The 15,013-nt window shown below is 69.3% G+C and carries 12 protein-coding genes; 3 read left to right on the top strand and 9 right to left on the bottom strand.

The features are described 5' to 3' along the window. Positions 1 to 140 precede the first annotated feature (140 nt). Positions 141 to 1,196 (top strand): chitinase, encoded by a 1,056-nt coding sequence (locus AC068B_RS04570; protein WP_478668942.1) that lies wholly within the window; start codon positions 141 to 143, stop codon positions 1,194 to 1,196. Between the two features lie 78 nt (positions 1,197 to 1,274). On the opposite strand, the gene AC068B_RS04565 is transcribed toward AC068B_RS04570, so the two are convergent. From AC068B_RS04565 to AC068B_RS04535, 7 genes are all read right to left on the bottom strand, one after another. Beyond that, positions 1,275 to 2,924, bottom strand: a complete 1,650-nt coding sequence (locus tag AC068B_RS04565) for a bifunctional aspartate transaminase/aspartate 4-decarboxylase (RefSeq protein WP_478668941.1) — start codon at positions 2,922 to 2,924, stop codon at positions 1,275 to 1,277. 18 nt (positions 2,925 to 2,942) lie between these two features. Then, the gene (gene aspT, locus AC068B_RS04560; protein WP_478668940.1) at positions 2,943 to 4,646 is read right to left on the bottom strand and encodes an aspartate-alanine antiporter; all 1,704 of its coding nucleotides are present in this window, start codon (positions 4,644 to 4,646) and stop codon (positions 2,943 to 2,945) included. A gap of 24 nt (positions 4,647 to 4,670) precedes the next feature. Further along, positions 4,671 to 6,350: an aspartate-alanine antiporter gene (gene aspT / locus AC068B_RS04555; RefSeq protein ID WP_478668938.1), complete on the bottom strand. Its 1,680-nt coding sequence runs from the start codon at positions 6,348 to 6,350 to the stop codon at positions 4,671 to 4,673. A 113-nt stretch (positions 6,351 to 6,463) separates the two neighbouring features. Next, positions 6,464 to 7,885, bottom strand: coding sequence for a GH1 family beta-glucosidase (locus AC068B_RS04550; RefSeq protein ID WP_478668937.1), 1,422 nt, complete (start codon positions 7,883 to 7,885; stop codon positions 6,464 to 6,466). Positions 7,886 to 7,981: 96 nt separating this feature from the next. Further along, positions 7,982 to 8,884 (bottom strand): carbohydrate ABC transporter permease, encoded by a 903-nt coding sequence (locus tag AC068B_RS04545; RefSeq protein ID WP_478668935.1) that lies wholly within the window; start codon positions 8,882 to 8,884, stop codon positions 7,982 to 7,984. Beyond that, positions 8,881 to 9,885, bottom strand: coding sequence for a carbohydrate ABC transporter permease (locus tag AC068B_RS04540; protein ID WP_478668934.1), 1,005 nt, complete (start codon positions 9,883 to 9,885; stop codon positions 8,881 to 8,883). The genes AC068B_RS04545 and AC068B_RS04540 overlap by 4 nt, the downstream gene beginning before the upstream one ends. A gap of 5 nt (positions 9,886 to 9,890) precedes the next feature. Next, positions 9,891 to 11,213 carry an ABC transporter substrate-binding protein gene (locus tag AC068B_RS04535; RefSeq protein ID WP_478668933.1) on the bottom strand — a complete coding sequence of 441 codons (1,323 nt, stop codon included), beginning with the start codon at positions 11,211 to 11,213 and terminating at the stop codon, positions 9,891 to 9,893. A gap of 301 nt (positions 11,214 to 11,514) precedes the next feature. On the opposite strand from AC068B_RS04535, the gene AC068B_RS04530 reads away from it, so the two are divergent. Further along, positions 11,515 to 12,570 (top strand): LacI family DNA-binding transcriptional regulator, encoded by a 1,056-nt coding sequence (locus AC068B_RS04530; RefSeq protein WP_478668931.1) that lies wholly within the window; start codon positions 11,515 to 11,517, stop codon positions 12,568 to 12,570. A gap of 263 nt (positions 12,571 to 12,833) precedes the next feature. Next, on the top strand, positions 12,834 to 13,166 hold the full coding sequence (locus tag AC068B_RS04525; RefSeq protein WP_478668930.1) for a hypothetical protein: 333 nt from the start codon (positions 12,834 to 12,836) through the stop codon (positions 13,164 to 13,166). On the opposite strand, the gene AC068B_RS04520 is transcribed toward AC068B_RS04525, so the two are convergent. Continuing rightward, positions 13,103 to 13,780, bottom strand: a complete 678-nt coding sequence (locus tag AC068B_RS04520; protein WP_478668928.1) for a DUF4352 domain-containing protein — start codon at positions 13,778 to 13,780, stop codon at positions 13,103 to 13,105. The genes AC068B_RS04525 and AC068B_RS04520 overlap by 64 nt on opposite strands. A gap of 462 nt (positions 13,781 to 14,242) precedes the next feature. Next, complete coding sequence (locus AC068B_RS04515) at positions 14,243 to 14,884, bottom strand: HAD family hydrolase (RefSeq protein ID WP_478668927.1); 642 nt, start codon at positions 14,882 to 14,884, stop codon at positions 14,243 to 14,245. Positions 14,885 to 15,013: the final 129 nt, after the last annotated feature.

Below are 15,013 nucleotides of genomic sequence, written 5' to 3'. Positions count from 1 at the left end.
CATCACCTTTAACCACCCCCGATCTCTTCCTTAAGGGCGCCCTAAGATCCTCAACTCGGCGCAGGGTTGCCCCTTTTGTCGTCCTCCGCGCGGCTAGCGTGATCGCACCCCCACCCCCGTACAGCTAAGGCAGGAACGCGATGAGCAGCACGCACCGGCGCACGGTGAGCACCCGGTCCAAGGTCATCGGCGGACTCGTCGCCGCGTCCCTCGTCGGCGGCGGCGCCTTCCTCCTCTCCGGCACGGCACTGGCGACGAAGGCCCCGGCCGACAAGTCCACGGAGTCCGCGGAAGCCACGCAGGCCGCCGCCAAGTTCGCGCCCTTCGTCGACACCTCCCTCACCCCGGCCTACGACCTCCTCGACACCGCGGAGAAGACCGGCGTGAAGGAGTTCAACCTCGCCTTCATCACCTCCGGCGGCGGCTGCGAGCCCCTGTGGGGCGGCACCACAGGCCTCGGTGACGACAAGGTGGCCGCGCAGATAGACGACCTGCGCGCCAAGGGCGGCGACGTCCGCGTCTCCTTCGGCGGGGCCGCGGGCTCCGAGCTCGGCCTCAAGTGCGACAGCGCCGACGCGCTGGCCAAGGCGTACGGCAAGGTCATCGACAAGTACGAGCTGACGAAGGTCGACTTCGACATCGAGGGCGGTGCCCTTCCCGACACCGCCGCCAACACCCGCCGCGCGCAGGCCATCGCGCAGCTGCAGAAGGACCACGAGGGCCTGGACGTCTCGTTCACGCTGCCCGTCATGCCCGAGGGCCTGACCCAGCCCGGCGTCGACCTCGTCGCCGACGCGAAGAAGAACGGCGTGCAGGTCTCCGCCGTCAACATCATGGCGATGGACTACGGGCCGTCCTACAACGGCGACATGGGCAAGTACGCCATCGACGCCGCCACCGCCACGCAGAAGCAGATCAAGGGCGCCCTCGATCTGTCCGACGAGGCGGCCTGGAAGACCGTCGCGGTCACCCCGATGATCGGCGTCAACGACGTCACCACCGAGGTCTTCAAGGTCGACGACGCCACGGAGCTGGTGAAGTTCGCCGCGGAGAAGGACCTCGGCTGGCTCTCGATGTGGTCCTCGACCCGCGACAAGGCGTGCGAGGGCGGCTCGGGCGGCGGCGCCTCGCCGGTCTGCTCCTCGATCGAGCAGGAGCCGCTCGCCTTCACGAAGGCCTTCGGCGCCTACAAGTAGGCCCCTCCGAACCACCGCCCCCCACGGCGCCTCGACCGGTACCCCCCACCCGGTCGGGGCGCCTACCTCTCTCCCGCGCTACCCCTTGGACGCCTGCCACTCCGACGCGTAGTCGTTGAAGATCGACCGCAGGTGGTGCCCGATCTTCAGGTAGTCGAGGTCGTCGAGGTTCGCGAGCGACACCCGCACCGACCATTCGGGGCCTTCGAAGCCGCCGCCGTTCAGGAGCACCACGTGCGTCTGCTCGGCGAGGCGGAACAGCGGGTCGACCGGCTCGTAGTTCTTCTCCAGGAAGTCGGCGAAGTCCTTGCCGTGGACGCGTTCCGCCTCGGCGAGCAGGTCGAGCTCGATGTAGTAGCCCGCCCGGTGCGGGTCGTCCGAGATCTTCATCTCGGCGCCCTCCAGGAGGAGTTCGAGCCGCTGCCGCACGATCGCGCGGATGCGCAGCTTGTAGGCCTGCCCCTGCTCGAGCATGTCGAAGAGGGAGAAGAGCACCATCATCATCTGCTGGGGGAGGGACAGCCCCGAGGTGTGGTTCAGCGCCACCTGACGGGAGTCCGCGACCAGCCGGTCGATGAATTTGATCTTCTCCGGCTCCAGCGTCAGCGTGCCGTACCGCTTGGCGAGCCGGTCCTTCTCCGTCTGCGGCAGCGCCGCGATCAGCTCGTCGATGACGTTGTCGTCGTTCAGCCCGATCACGCCGAGCCGCCAGCCGGTGGCGCCGTAGTGCTTGGAGTACGAGTAGACGAGCAGCGTGTTGCGCGGCAGGTCGGCGGCGACGGACCGGAAGCCCTCGACGAACGTCCCGTACACGTCGTCCGTCACGATCAGCAGGTTCGGGTTCGACGTGGCGACGATCTGCTTGATCTGGTCCGCGACCCGCTGACTCAGCGCGAGCGAGGGCGGGTTGGAGGGATTGACCAGGCAGACCATCTTGATGTCCGGGTCGGCGAGCTTGGCCACCTCCTCCTCCGGGTAGCGCCACTCCCGCACGCCCGCCTCGGCGAACATGCTGGCCTCGACGTACGTTACGTCGAACTCGTACGTGTCGAGCTCGGGGATCTCGACGTACGGCGTGAACACCGGCACCATCAGGGCGATCTTGTCGCCCTTGTGCAGGACCCCGTTCTTCATGAGCGAGTCGAAGATGTAGCACATCGCGGCCGTGCCGCCCTCGGTGGCGAACAGGCTGAGGTTGCCCGGCGGGGGTTTGTGGTCGAACATCTCGTCTGCGATGTAGCCGCGCACGATCTGCTCGGCGTGGTTCAGCATCCGGTCGGGGACGGGGTAGTTGTCGCCGACCGAGCTGTCCGTCAGCTCGTGGATGAAGTCGTCCCGGTCGAAGCCGAACCGCTCGACGGCGTACTCGACGCACTTCTGGAGCAGCTCGATGCCGGGCAGGTCCGGGTGCTGCCGCACGAAGGTGTCGAAGCGGGCGCCCGATCCCTTCTTCTCCGGCATGCCGCCGAGGTCGTCGGCGGTCCACACCCTCCTCGACTCGGAGAGGGCGAAGTAGCCGAGCGCGTAGAAGGCCTCGCGGGGCCCGGTGGCGATCCAGTTGGGGTTGCCGCGTCCCGCGTTGAGCATCTGGACGCTGGACGTCTCCTTCTGCCCCGGCTTGTCGGCCTGTACCGCCTGGGCGATCTGGATGAACTTGTCCTTCAGCTCGAAGGGGCTGAGCTGGGCGAAGGACTGGATTTCCTCGCGGGTGAAGGTGGTCTTGGGCACGGCTCGTTCCTCCGGGGATCAGTGGTGGAGCAGGACGATGACGGCGCCCCAGATCGTCAGGAGCACGTTTCCGACGGCGTACGGAATCGTGTAGCCGAGCGTCGGGATCTGGGACCTGGACGATTCGTTGATCGCGCCGATCGCCGCGGTGGTCGTCTGGCCGCCCGCGAGGACGCCCATCAGGATCGGGAAGCGGATCTTCTGGACGTAGTGGCCGAAGAGGAAGCCGACGATCAGCGGGATCACCGTGGCGACCGCACCGAACACGAGCAGGCCCCAACCGGCCGTCGAGAGGCCGGAGGTGAAGCTCGGCCCCGCGTTGATGCCGACCACCGCGACGAACAGGCAGAGCCCGAGCGTGTCCATGAACCACTGGGCGCCGGGCGGGACGTTCCCGTACGTCGGGTACTTGCCGCGGATCCACCCGAAGACCAGGCCCATGATCAGCGCGCCGCCGGACGTGGAGAGCGAGATCGGCACGCCGCCCGCGGTCAGCGCCGGGATGCCGATGCAGCCGCCGAGGAAGATGCCGAGCCCCACCCAGATCATGTCGGTGGCGAAGGACGTCGGGACTGGCTTGCCGAGCTCCTTGCCCGCCGGGTCCACCAGGCGTCTGGGGCCGGTGAGGACCAGGGTGTCGCCGCGCTCCAGCCGGGTGGAGAGGCGGTAGGGGAAGTCGGCGCCGGAGCGGTACAGCTTGTCGACGTAGACACCGACCATGAACGGCTCGCGCCGCAGGTCCCCGATGGTCCTGCCCAGGTGGCCCTTCTCGGAGGCCACGACGTGCAGTGACTCGGTCTGGTAGCCGAGGAGTTCGACGTCGTCGGTCTCGGCGCCGATGTGCGTACGGGCGTCGAACTCGACGAGCGAACCGCGCAGCGCGCTGAGCGCCACGACATCGCCCTCGCGCAGGGCGAGCTGCTGGTCGTGGTCGAGGATGTTCCCCTCCCTGCGGACGCGGGTGAGGTAGACCCGGCGGCCCAGCTCGCGCTGCTGGTTCTCGAAGTCCTCGACGGTGCGGCCGATGAGGTCGGGGCGCTGGATGGTGTAGGCGCGCAGGACGACCTCGTAGTAGCCCTCGGCGAGGTCGGGGTCGTCGCCGGGGGCGTCCAGTTCCTTGGCCAGGGCGGCGGATTCGGCCGCCAGGTCCTTGCGGTAGAGCTTGGGCAGGACGTTGGCGAGCAGCATCGCGCAGAGGATCGTGCCGAGGGGGTACGTCACCGCGTATCCGATGGCGACCAGGTTCGACTCGCTCTTGATCTGCGCGGAGCTGAGCCCCGGCAGATTGGAGATCGCGTCGCCCGCGACACCGATGACGGCGGACTGGGTGAGCGCGCCGCCGAGCAGACCGGCCGAGAGCCCGGGGCCGTAGCCGAGCATCGCGGCGAAGCCCCAGCAGACGAGCAGACCGGTCACACAGACGACGACCGCGTTGAGCACCTGCGGAAGGCCGTCCTTCTTCAGGCCGCGGAAGAACTGCGGGCCGACCTTGTAGCCGAGCGCGAACAGGAACATCGTGAAGAAGAGGTTCTTCACGGTGCCGTCGATGTCGACCTTGAACTGCGCCCCGAGCAGCAGTCCCGCGATGAGGCAGCCGGTGACCGCCCCGAGCCCGATGGCCTTGTAGCGCAGCTTCCCGAAGAGGAAGCCGATCGCCACGGTGATGAAGACGAGCAGCTCGGGATGGGGCTGGAAGATGTTCCGGTTGAGGAAATCGATCATTCTCTACGCTCCGGACGCGCCACGTCAGGCGCCGAGTACGCCGACGAGGATCGGCCCGGTCAGAGGAAGCAGGAAGTTCGAGAGGGCGTAGGTGATCGTGTAGCCCAGCAGCGGGACCGAGCTCTGGGCCACCTGGGTGACGGAGGTGATCGCCGGGGTCGAGCACTGCTGGCCCGCGATGGCGCCGATGAGGAGCGGTTTCTCGATCTTCAGGAGTTTGCGGCCGACGAGGAGCGAGATCGTCGCGGGCACCAGGACCATCGCGATCCCGGCGAACGGGAGCAGCGCCCCGTACTCCTTGAGCAGCGGCCAGGCCTGCGGCCCCGACACGAGCCCCGTACAGGCGATGAAGATCGCCAGGCCCATGTCCTTGAGGGTGTTCGCGGCCTGCGGCGGGAACGCCCCGAAGGTCTGCTTGCGGGAGCGGAACCAGCCGAAGAGCAGCCCGGAGATCAGACAGCCGCCGCCCGTGCCGAGCGACATGGGCACATCGCCGAAGTGCACGACGACCTGCCCGAGCAGGGAACCGGCGGCGATGCCCAGACCCAGATAGATGAAGTCGGTGGCGTCGTTCCTGACGACCGAGCCGATCCTCGCGACCAGCTTGTTCAGGCCGGAGCGCGCGCCCACCAGGGTGAGCACGTCGCCGCGGCGCACGGTGGTGCCACCGGTCGCGGGCAGATGCTGGTCGCCGCGCAGCACGTCGGTGACGTACACGCCGTCCTTGATGAACTCGGGGTGCTCGTGCTGGAGGGCGTCCACGCTCATGCCGTCCGTCGACTTCTCGGTGACGGCGACCTGGGTGGTGGCCAGCGGGGTGTCGACGCCGGGGATGCCGGGGGTCTCGGGGCCGATGAGGTGCCCGGACTCGATGACGTTGGCGCGGCGGCCGACCACCAGGACCAGGTCGGAGAGGGTGAGCGCCAGGCCGGGCGCGGGCGTCAGGTTCTTGCTGCCCCGCTTGACGGCCTCGACGGTGACCCGTCCTTCGAGATCCGACTCCAGGTCGCCGACGGTCCTGCCGTCGGCCGTGGTCACCAGATAGGTGCGGCCGACCATGCCCGGCAGTGCCTGGCGCTCGTCGGGCTCCAGGCCGCCGCCCGAGCCGCGCATCTTCTCCCACAGCTCGCGCGAGGCGTCCCGCAGGTTGATGCGCAGCATCATCGGCATGATCTGGCTGGTGTAGAGCACGATGGTGATCAGGCCGAAGAGGTAGCAGACCGTGTACGCGGTGGCCACGTGCCCCTGGTACTGGGTGATCTGGTCCGGGGTGAGGCCGTCGAGCTTGCCGATGGCCTCGGTCGCCGTACCGACGACGGCCGACTCGGTGGCCGCGCCCGCCAGGATGCCCGCCGCCGTGCCGACGTCCAGGTCGAAGGCCTTGGCGAGGCCGAACGCGATGCCCAGGACGCAGACCAGTTCGATGCCGCAGAGCGCGAAGAAGCGCAGGCTCTCGCGGTTGAGGTTGGAGAAGAACTGCGGGCCCGCGAGATAGCCGAGGGCGAAGATGAAGAGCGCGAAGAAGATCGTCTTGACGTCGTCGGAGACGACGACCTCGGCCCAGGCGCCGAGCAGCAGCGAGACGATCAGCGTGCCGCAGATGCCGCCCAGGGTGATGGGGCCGACGCGCACCTTGCCCACGAGGTAGCCCAGGGCGAGGCAGATGAACAGCGCGAACTCGGGGTGATCACGGAGTACGCCCACCGGCGCTCACCGTGCCTGGTCTATTGCGATATGAGATTTATATGGCATATCGGCAACCTAAGGAGCCGGGTGGTGTGCTGCCACTCGGCTCCCGGGCCGCCGCTCCCCGCAGGTCAGTCCGCGGCGTACTCGCGCGGCAGCTCACCGGCGCCCGCCACCGTCGCGTACCAGCGGGCGCTGGACTTCGGCGTGCGGACCTGCGTCTCGTAGTCGACGTACACCGCGCCGAAGCGCTTGCCGTAGCCGTACGACCATTCGAAGTTGTCCAGGAGCGACCAGAGGTAGTAGCCGCGGACGTCGGCGCCGTCGGCGATGGCCCGGCGGACGGCGGCCAGGTGGCCGTGCAGGTAGGCGATGCGCTCCGGGTCGTGGACGCGGCCCTCCGGGTCGGGCTTGTCGTCGTAGGCCGCGCCGTTCTCGGTGACGTACAGCGGGAGTCCGGGCGCCTCCCGCGTGTACCGCATGATCAGCTCGTGCAGCCCGGTCGGGTCGATGGTCCAGCCCATCTCGGTGCGCTCGCCGGGCGTCTGGTGGAAGGCGACGTCGTCGGAGCCCGGCCAGGGGGAGTGGTCGCTGGCCCCGTGCCCGTCGGCGCGCCTGCTCCCCGGTCCTTCCGGGGCGGCCGACACCAGCGCGGGCGTGTAGTAGTTGAGGCCCAGCGCGTCCAGCGGCTGGTGCGCGGCGGCCAGGTCGCCCTCGCGCACGCAGGACCAGTCGGTGACCCGGGCCGTGTCCGCGAAGAGCTCCGCCGGGTAGGCGCCGTGCAGCATCGGGCCGTGGAAGATGCCGTTGGCGAGGTTGTCGATGCGCCGCCGGGCGTCCTGGTCCCGCGGGTCGTCGGAGACCGGCCTGACCACCGCGGAGTTGAGGCTGACCGCGACCTGGGCGCGGGCGGGCAGGGCGGCGCGCAGGGCCTGTGCGCCCAGGCCGTGTGCGAGGTTCAGGTGGTGGGCGGCGTGCAGGGCGGCCGCCGGGTCGGTGCGGCCGGGGGCGTGGACGCCGGAGCCGTAGCCCAGGAAGGCGCTGCACCAGGGCTCGTTGAGCGTGATCCAGGACGAGACGCGGTCGCCGAGCGCCTCGCCGACGATGGACGCGTACTCGGCGAACCGCAGGGCGGTCTCCCGCACCGGCCAGCCGCCCGCGTCCTCCAGCTCCTGCGGCAGGTCCCAGTGGTAGAGGGTCAGGGCGGGCCTGATGCCCTTGGCGAGCAGCTCGTCGACGAGGCGCCGGTAGAAGTCGAGGCCGCGCTGGACGGCGGGGCCACGCCCGGTGGGCTGCACGCGCGACCAGGAGACGGAGAACCGGTAGGCGTTCAGGCCGAGGTCCGCCATGAGCGCCACGTCGTCGCGGTAGCGGTGGTAATGCTCGACGGCGACGTCACCGGTGTCGCCGCCCGCGGTGCGGCCCGGGGTGTGGCTGAAGGTGTCCCAGATGGAGGGGGTGCGGCCGTCCTCGCGCACGGCGCCCTCGATCTGGTACGCGGAGGTGGCCGCGCCCCAGAGGAAGTCCGCAGGAAAGGTAAGGGGTTCAGGCATGGAAGCGCTCCCATGGGTAGAGGGAAGAGGCGTACGTAAGAGAAGGGGGCAGGGGAAGTCCGGGAGCCCGCGGGCCCCCGGAGGCCTCCCTGAGGGTCAGCCCTTGACCGCGCCCTGCATGATGCCGCTCACGATCTGCTTGCCGAACAGGATGAACGCGAGCAGCAGCGGCAACGTGCCGAGCAGCGCGCCCGCCATGATCACGGCCCGGTCGGGGATGTAACCCGTGCCGAGGGAGTTGAGCGCCACCTGCACCGTCGGGTTCGACTGGTTCAGCGCGATGATCGGCCACAGGAAGTCGTTCCAGGCCATGACGAACGTCAGCAGGCCGAGGACCGCCATCGCGGGCCGCGCCGCCGGGAACACCACGTGCCAGATGATCCGCAGACTGCTCGCCCCGTCCATCCGCGCCGCCTCGATCAGCTCGCTCGGCAGCGCCTGCACCAGGTACTGCCGCATGAAGAAGACCCCGAAGGCGCTCACGAACGTCGGCAGGATCACCGCCTGGAGCTGATTGGTCCACTGCAGGTCCGCGACCCACAGATACAGCGGTACGACGCTGAGCTGCGGCGGCACCATCATCGTGCCGATGGTCAGCAGGAGCAGCGCCCCGCTGAACCTGAACTTCAGCTTGGCGAAGGCGAATCCGGCGATGGTGGAGAACAGGACCGTGCCGATGGTGATGCTGCCCGCCACGATCGTGGTGTTCAGCATCGCGTCGCCGAGGCTCGCCTCCGTCCACGCCCGTTCGAGGTTCTTGAAGAGGTTGCCGCCGAACCACACGGGCGGCGGCGTCTGGGCGAGCCGTCCGCTCGTGCGCGAGGCCGCGACGGCCGTCCAGATCAGGGGCGCCAGCGAGATCGCCGTGAACAGCACGAGGACCGCGTACGTGAGGGGGCCCGCGTGCATCGTCCGCCCGGCCTTCCGGCCCAGGGGGCGCGCCTTCCTCGCCGGGTCCGCCGTACGGGCCTTCGTCGGCTCCACCGTGCGGGCCTTCATCGGTCCTTCCTCAGGCGTCGGGCGATCAGCATGTTGACCGCGGCGATGAGCAGCAGGATGACGAGCATCAGCCAGGCGACGGCCGACGCCCGCCCCAGATGGCCGTTGATCCAGCCCTGGTCGTACAGATAGAGCCCCAGCGTCTGGAACTGGTGGTCGGCGCCGCCCTTGGACCCGGCCGTGCCGCCGAACAGCAGCGGCTCACCGAAGAGCTGGGTGGCCCCGATGGTGGAGACGACCACCGTGAACAGGATCGTCGGCCGCAGCATCGGGATCGTCACGTGCCGGAACTGCTGCCAGCGCGAGGCGCCGTCCAGCGCGGCCGACTCGTACAGGTCGTGCGGCACGGCCTGCATCGCCGCCAGATAGATCAGCGCGTTGTACCCGGTCCACCGCCAGATGACGATCGACGACACGGCGAACTGCGAACCCCACGAGGATTCCCGCCAGTTGACGGGGTCGAAGCCGACGGAGCCGATCACCCAGTTGACCATCCCGCCGTCCCACGCGAACAGGAGCGTGAAGACCAGCGAGGCGCTCGCCACGGACGTCGCGTAGGGGGCGAGCATCGCGACCCGCCACAGGGTGGAGCCGCGCAGCTTGTAGTTGAGCAGGTGCGCGATGCCGAGCGCGACGGCCAGCTGGGGGACGGTGGAGATGATCCCGATGGTGAAGGTGTTGCCGAGCGCGTTCCAGAAGTACTCGCTCTGCAGCAGGTTGGTGTAGTTGTCCAGGCCCAGCCAGGTGCTGTCGTCGAGATTGGTCAGCTCCAGGCGGTGCAGCGAGGCCCAGCCGGTGTAGAGGAGCGGGAAGAGGCCGAAGGCGCCGAAGAAGAGGAAGAACGGCGCGACGAAGACGTACGGCGACGCCTTGATGTCCCAGCGGTACAGGCGGCTGCGCCAGGGTGACGGCGTGCGGGAGGTCTTGCTCCCGGTCGCGGCCGGGGCCGCGCCCCCTTGTCCGGGGGACGCGGTCTCGGCGTACTCAGCGGTCTCGGACATGCGCGTCACTGTCCCAGAACATCCTTGATCTCCTTCTGGGCCGCCTCCCAGCCCTCCTCGGGAGACTTGCCCTGCTGCTCCACCTGGAGCACACCGATGTCGGTGATGGACTGGCCGATCTGGGCGTCCTTGATGCCGTAGACGGCCGAGGGGGTGTTCTTCGCGATGTCGGCGAAGATCTCCGTGATGGGCGCGTCGTTGAAGTACGCCTTGGTGGCCGCCGAGGGCTTCAGCGTGCTGTACGCCGACGGGGTGGACGGGAAGCTGGCCTGCTTGGCGAAGACCTTCGCGAGCTGCTCGGGCTGCGTCAGCCAGACGGCGAGCTCGGTCGCCTCCTTCTTGTGCTTGCCCGCGCTCGGCACACCGAGGAACGTGCCGCCCCAGTTGCCGTCCGTCGGCGCCTTGGCCATGTCCCACTGGCCCTTGCCCTCCGGGCCGCCCTTCTCCTGGATGTATCCGGCCATCCAGGCGGGGCAGGCCACCGTGGCGAACTTGGCGTTGGCGAAGCCCTGGTCCCATGTCGGGTCGAACTGCTTGAGCTTGGCGGACATGTCGCCCTGGGCGACCTTCATCGCCGCGTCCCAGGCGTCCTTGCGGCCCTGGCTGTCCTCGTAGATCTCCTTGCCGCCCTTGTCGTAGTACCGCTCGGTGGCACCGGCGAAGACCGCGTTGTAGACGCTGGCGGCGGAGTCGACGAACTTGGTGCCCTTGGGCGCCTTCGCCATGTACTTCTTGCCGAGCGCGACGTACTTGTCCCAGTCGCCCGCCCACTCCTTCGCGAGCTTCTCGCGGTCGGTGGGGAGCCCGGCCTTCTCGAAGAGGTCCTTGCGGTAGCAGAGCGCGGTCGGGCCGATGTCGACGCCGAGGCCGATCGTCTTGCCGTCCTCGGTCGTGGCCTGCTGCCACTTCCAGTCGAGGTACGTCGACTTGTCCACGCCCTTCGCCTTGCCCAGGTCCTCGAACTTGGCGCCCTGCGTCTGCACGACCTCGGTGATGTTGCTGACCTCTATGGCCGCGACGTCGTTCACGCCCGCGCCGGACTGCAGCTGGGTGAGCAGCTTCGGGTAATAGGCGTCGTTCCGCTCGATCACGTTCTCTTTGATCTTGATGTTCGGATGCGACTGCTCGTACTCGTCGTAGAGACCTGCCTGCTTCAGGCCCAGCACGCCGAACGTGCCCACGTTGAGCGTGACCTTGCCGTCGCCTGCCGAGCCGCCCTCGTCGTCGCTCGAACAAGCGGCCAGCAGGCTCGTGGCCAGCGCGGCCGTGGCCGCGTACGCCACGAGTCGGCGGGTTCGACGGGACCGGCGGAATGTGCTGCTGCGCATGACGTCCTCCTGTTGCCTGACGTGCCGACCCCCCGGCCAACTGCACTGCTGGGCCCGTTGGTTCACTCTGCGGCTCGGGCGGGGAACGTGCGGGATGTGTACGTGTCAGGTAGTGTGGGAGCGCTCCCACAAGTGATGAGTTGAAGACTCGTGGCTGGCGCCGGGGGTGTCAAGGGACCGGACAGGGAGTTACGTCTTCGGTTATCGGGCCGTTACGGGACGTCTGTGGATCGGCCCGGCGGACCGGCGAAGATCGGGCTGTTACATTCCTCGCCGGGGGAAGTGTGACGGGAGGCGGACTATGGCAGCTCACGCGGCGCGCGGCCGCAGCGGCGGACGGCCCACTCTGGAAGAGGTGGCGGCGCGGGCGGGGGTCGGCCGGGGGACCGTGTCCCGAGTGATCAACGGTTCGCCGCGGGTGAGCGAGGCGACCAGGACCGCCGTCGAGGCCGCCGTGGCCGAGCTCGGGTACGTGCCCAACACCGCGGCGCGCGCCCTGGCCGCCAACCGCACGGACGCGATCGCGCTGGTCGTGCCCGAGCCGGAGACCCGCTTCTTCGCCGAGCCGTACTTCTCCGACGTCCTGCGCGGAGTCGGCGCCGAGCTCAGCGAGACCGAGATGCAGCTGCTGCTGATCTTCGCGGGCAACGACCGCAGGCGCCAGCGCCTCGCCCAGTACCTCGCGGCCCACCGCGTCGACGGAGTCCTCCTGGTCTCGGTGCACGCCGACGACCCGCTGCCCGACCTGCTCGCCCAGCTGGAGATCCCCGCGGTGATCAGCGGCCGCCGCTCCGCCGAGGAGGCGCTGCCCTCCGTCGACTCCGACAACTACGCAGGGGCCTGCTCCGCCGTGGAGCACCTCCTGTCGCGCGGCCGCACCGCCATAGCCACCATCACCGGCCGCCTCGATGTGTACGGAGCCCAGCGCCGCCTGGACGGCTACCGCGCCGCGCTGCGGGAGGCGGGCCACACGGTGGACGAACGGCTGATCGTGCAGGGCGACTTCACGGAGGAGGGCGGCCGCCGGGCGATGCGGGAGCTGCTCGCCGCCTGCCCCGAGGTGGACGCGGTGTTCGCGGGCTCCGACGTGATGGCGGCCGGTGCCCGCCAGGCGCTGCGCGAGGCAGGGCGCCGTATACCCGACGACGTGGCCCTGGTCGGCTTCGACGACTCGGCGATCGCCCGTCACATGGATCCGCCGCTGACGAGCGTGCGGCAGCCGATCGAGGAGATGGGGCGCGCGATGATCGACCTCCTCCTCGCCGAGATCGCGGACAGCCGCCCCGCCGCCGTCCGGCGCCTGGAGCGGCGCCAGCTGGTGCTCCCGACGCAACTGGTGGAGCGGGACTCTTCCTGAGCCGCGGGACCTTACTCCTTTCCGGACTCCTTTCCGGCCCGCCCGGCGTCGCTCCCGGCGCCCGCGCTCCGCTCCCGCTCGTCGGCCCTGCGCTCGCGACGGTCGGCCAGCCGCTCGCGGGCGTCCGCCGCCTCCTCGCGCTGACGGCCTTCCGCCTCGGATGGACTGTTCCGCGGATCGGGTCCCGCGGTGGCAGTATGCTCCGGCGGCCGCCCTCCGGAACGCGTGAACGGCCCTACACTCACGGCCGAGGAGCCAGGCACATGAATTTCCCCCAGTACGGCGGCCCGGGTGACGGCGACGGCTGCGGTGTCGTCGACCACCACCTGGACGGCACCGCTGTCCGCTGCGCGGCGGCGGGCGCGTGGCACATCGCGTGGGAACACGAAGGCCCGGACGAGGTCAGGACGTCATTCGTGTGCGAAGGCCACATGGAGACGGTGCGGGCCGCCCACCCCTATCTGGACAGACATCCGGTCGGCCCGGACTGCACGCACCCCCGTACGCGCTGGGTGGACAGCCGCATCGGCGCCTACTGCACGTCACCCGTGAAGATCGCGGACTCCGACTCCATGTCCGGCGAGACCTCGATCTGAATCGTCTTCTCGGCCTTCGGCAGCTCGCACGCCCACGTCACCGTGATGGACCGGCCCGCGAGGAGCTTCGTGTCGGGCCCGCCGTTCAGCCCGCGCTCGGTGTCGAAGATCGATTCGCTCGACTTGCCGTCCTTGCCGTAGGAGCAGTTGGCGGAGAACGCCGACGTGTCGACGGTCGCCTTCCCGTTGTTCTTCACCCGCACGCCGAACTTGATGTACGGCGTGTTCTCCGGCGACCCGTACGAGCTGGACGTGCCACGGGCGAACTTCGACAGCTTCACCTCGACGTCGCTCTCGTACGTCACGGTGTCTTCGAGGCCCGCCACCTCCGCGTCGGAGCTCTCCGCCTCCGGCTCGTCGATCGACTCCTCCTCGACCGGCTCCTCCTCGCCCGCGACCACGTCGTCGCCCGATGCGGGCTTGGCGGAGCTGGTGGTCTCCGGCTTCTTGTCGTCGTCGCGGCTGTTGACGACGACGATGCCCGTCACGACGACGGCGGCGATGACCGCGGCGGCCGAGCCGATGATGACCGCGTTGCTCGCGCCCTTCCGCGGCGGCGGCGGAGGAGGCTGCGGCGGAAATACGGGCGGCGGTGGCGGCATGGTGTTGCTCATGGGTCCCCCCTGCAGTTGTGCTCTCTCTGCGCATGATGCGTCGTCGTGTGCATCATGTGAAGGAGGAGTGTCTGTTTCGTGATGCGGGAAAGGCCCCGGAGCTCGCGCGGCCAACCGCCAGTTCACGGCCTCGTCGACTGCCGCGTGCAACTCGTCGAGGGTGCGCCGCGGTGGGCCGAGCGGCACGTCGTACGCGGCAAGGCTCGCGGAGATTTCCGGGAGGGCGAGGTGGACGCGGGTCTCGGTGCCGGTGAACGAGGACTCCAGTCGGGCGAGGTCGACCTGCCGCATGCGTCGGGCCTTGCGGGTGGCAGCGATGCGCTTGCCCAGCGCAGCAGCGTCAAGTGGCGGCACACTGGCTCCAGTTCGAGGCGTCCACTTCGAACCGTATCCCCGTGATCACGCATTGGTGCGGGAACGGCCCCACCTGTAATCCGCAGGCGGGGCCGTCTCCGTTGGCGCTCAGCGCTCGACGATGCCGACGAGGTCCATGAGCGAGTCGATCTGGTAGTCAGCCGCCTCTACCACCTCCGGCGCATCCGCCCACAGATGCCCCCACGGGCCACGCCGCAGATGAGCCGTACGCAGCCCGCCCGCACGGGCCGGGAGCGTGTCGTTCTGCGGGTGGTCGCCCACGTAGAGGATCTCCCCAGCCGGGACGTCGGCCTCGGAGACGAGGCGGGCAAAGAAGTCTGCTGACGGCTTCGCGACACCCCACTCACCCGAGGTCGCGATCAGGTCCGCGGGCAGGTCGAGCGAGCGCAGTAGCTCGGCGGCCTTCGCTGTCTGGTTGCCCGCGATGATGACGGGGACACCGGCCTCGCGCAGGGCCGCCAGGGCGGGGCGGACGTCCTCGTACACGTCGCTCTCGTCCAGGTACTCACCGCGGCCAGCGTCCTCGCGGGCCCGGTAGGCGGACGGGATGTCGATCCCCGGTTGGATCAGTCGCAGCGCCTCCGAGTTGTCCTTCCCCTGGGCGACCACAGCCCCGACGAGCGCCGACATGGTGTGGCGTGGCACGTGGAGCCAGTCGGCCCATGACCCCCAGTGGCGGTCATCTCGGACGATGGTTTCGCCTACGTCGAATGCGATGGTGCGGATCATTCGGGAACCCTAGTCGGGCCCGCGGGGAAGGTGACGGGGACCGGTCACCGTATCGCCTTCTCGGCCTTCGGCAGCTCGCACGCCCACGTCACCGTGATGGACCGGCCCGCGAGGGGGTTCGTGTCGGGC

The sequence above is a fragment of the Streptomyces sp. NPDC042371 genome (genome assembly GCF_056437465.1).
This window is presented reverse-complemented; position numbering and strand designations above follow the sequence as displayed.

Coding starts and splice junctions, on each gene's coding strand:
- AC068B_RS04570 (WP_478668942.1), top strand. CDS start 141: ATGAGCAGCACGCACCGGCGCACGGTGAGCACCCGGTCCAAGGTCATC.
- aspT (WP_478668940.1), bottom strand. CDS start 4,646: ATGATCGATTTCCTCAACCGGAACATCTTCCAGCCCCATCCCGAGCTG.
- AC068B_RS04550 (WP_478668937.1), bottom strand. CDS start 7,885: ATGCCTGAACCCCTTACCTTTCCTGCGGACTTCCTCTGGGGCGCGGCC.
- AC068B_RS04545 (WP_478668935.1), bottom strand. CDS start 8,884: ATGAAGGCCCGCACGGTGGAGCCGACGAAGGCCCGTACGGCGGACCCG.
- AC068B_RS04540 (WP_478668934.1), bottom strand. CDS start 9,885: ATGTCCGAGACCGCTGAGTACGCCGAGACCGCGTCCCCCGGACAAGGG.
- AC068B_RS04535 (WP_478668933.1), bottom strand. CDS start 11,213: ATGCGCAGCAGCACATTCCGCCGGTCCCGTCGAACCCGCCGACTCGTG.
- AC068B_RS04530 (WP_478668931.1), top strand. CDS start 11,515: ATGGCAGCTCACGCGGCGCGCGGCCGCAGCGGCGGACGGCCCACTCTG.
- AC068B_RS04525 (WP_478668930.1), top strand. CDS start 12,834: ATGAATTTCCCCCAGTACGGCGGCCCGGGTGACGGCGACGGCTGCGGT.
- AC068B_RS04520 (WP_478668928.1), bottom strand. CDS start 13,780: ATGAGCAACACCATGCCGCCACCGCCGCCCGTATTTCCGCCGCAGCCT.
- AC068B_RS04515 (WP_478668927.1), bottom strand. CDS start 14,884: ATGATCCGCACCATCGCATTCGACGTAGGCGAAACCATCGTCCGAGAT.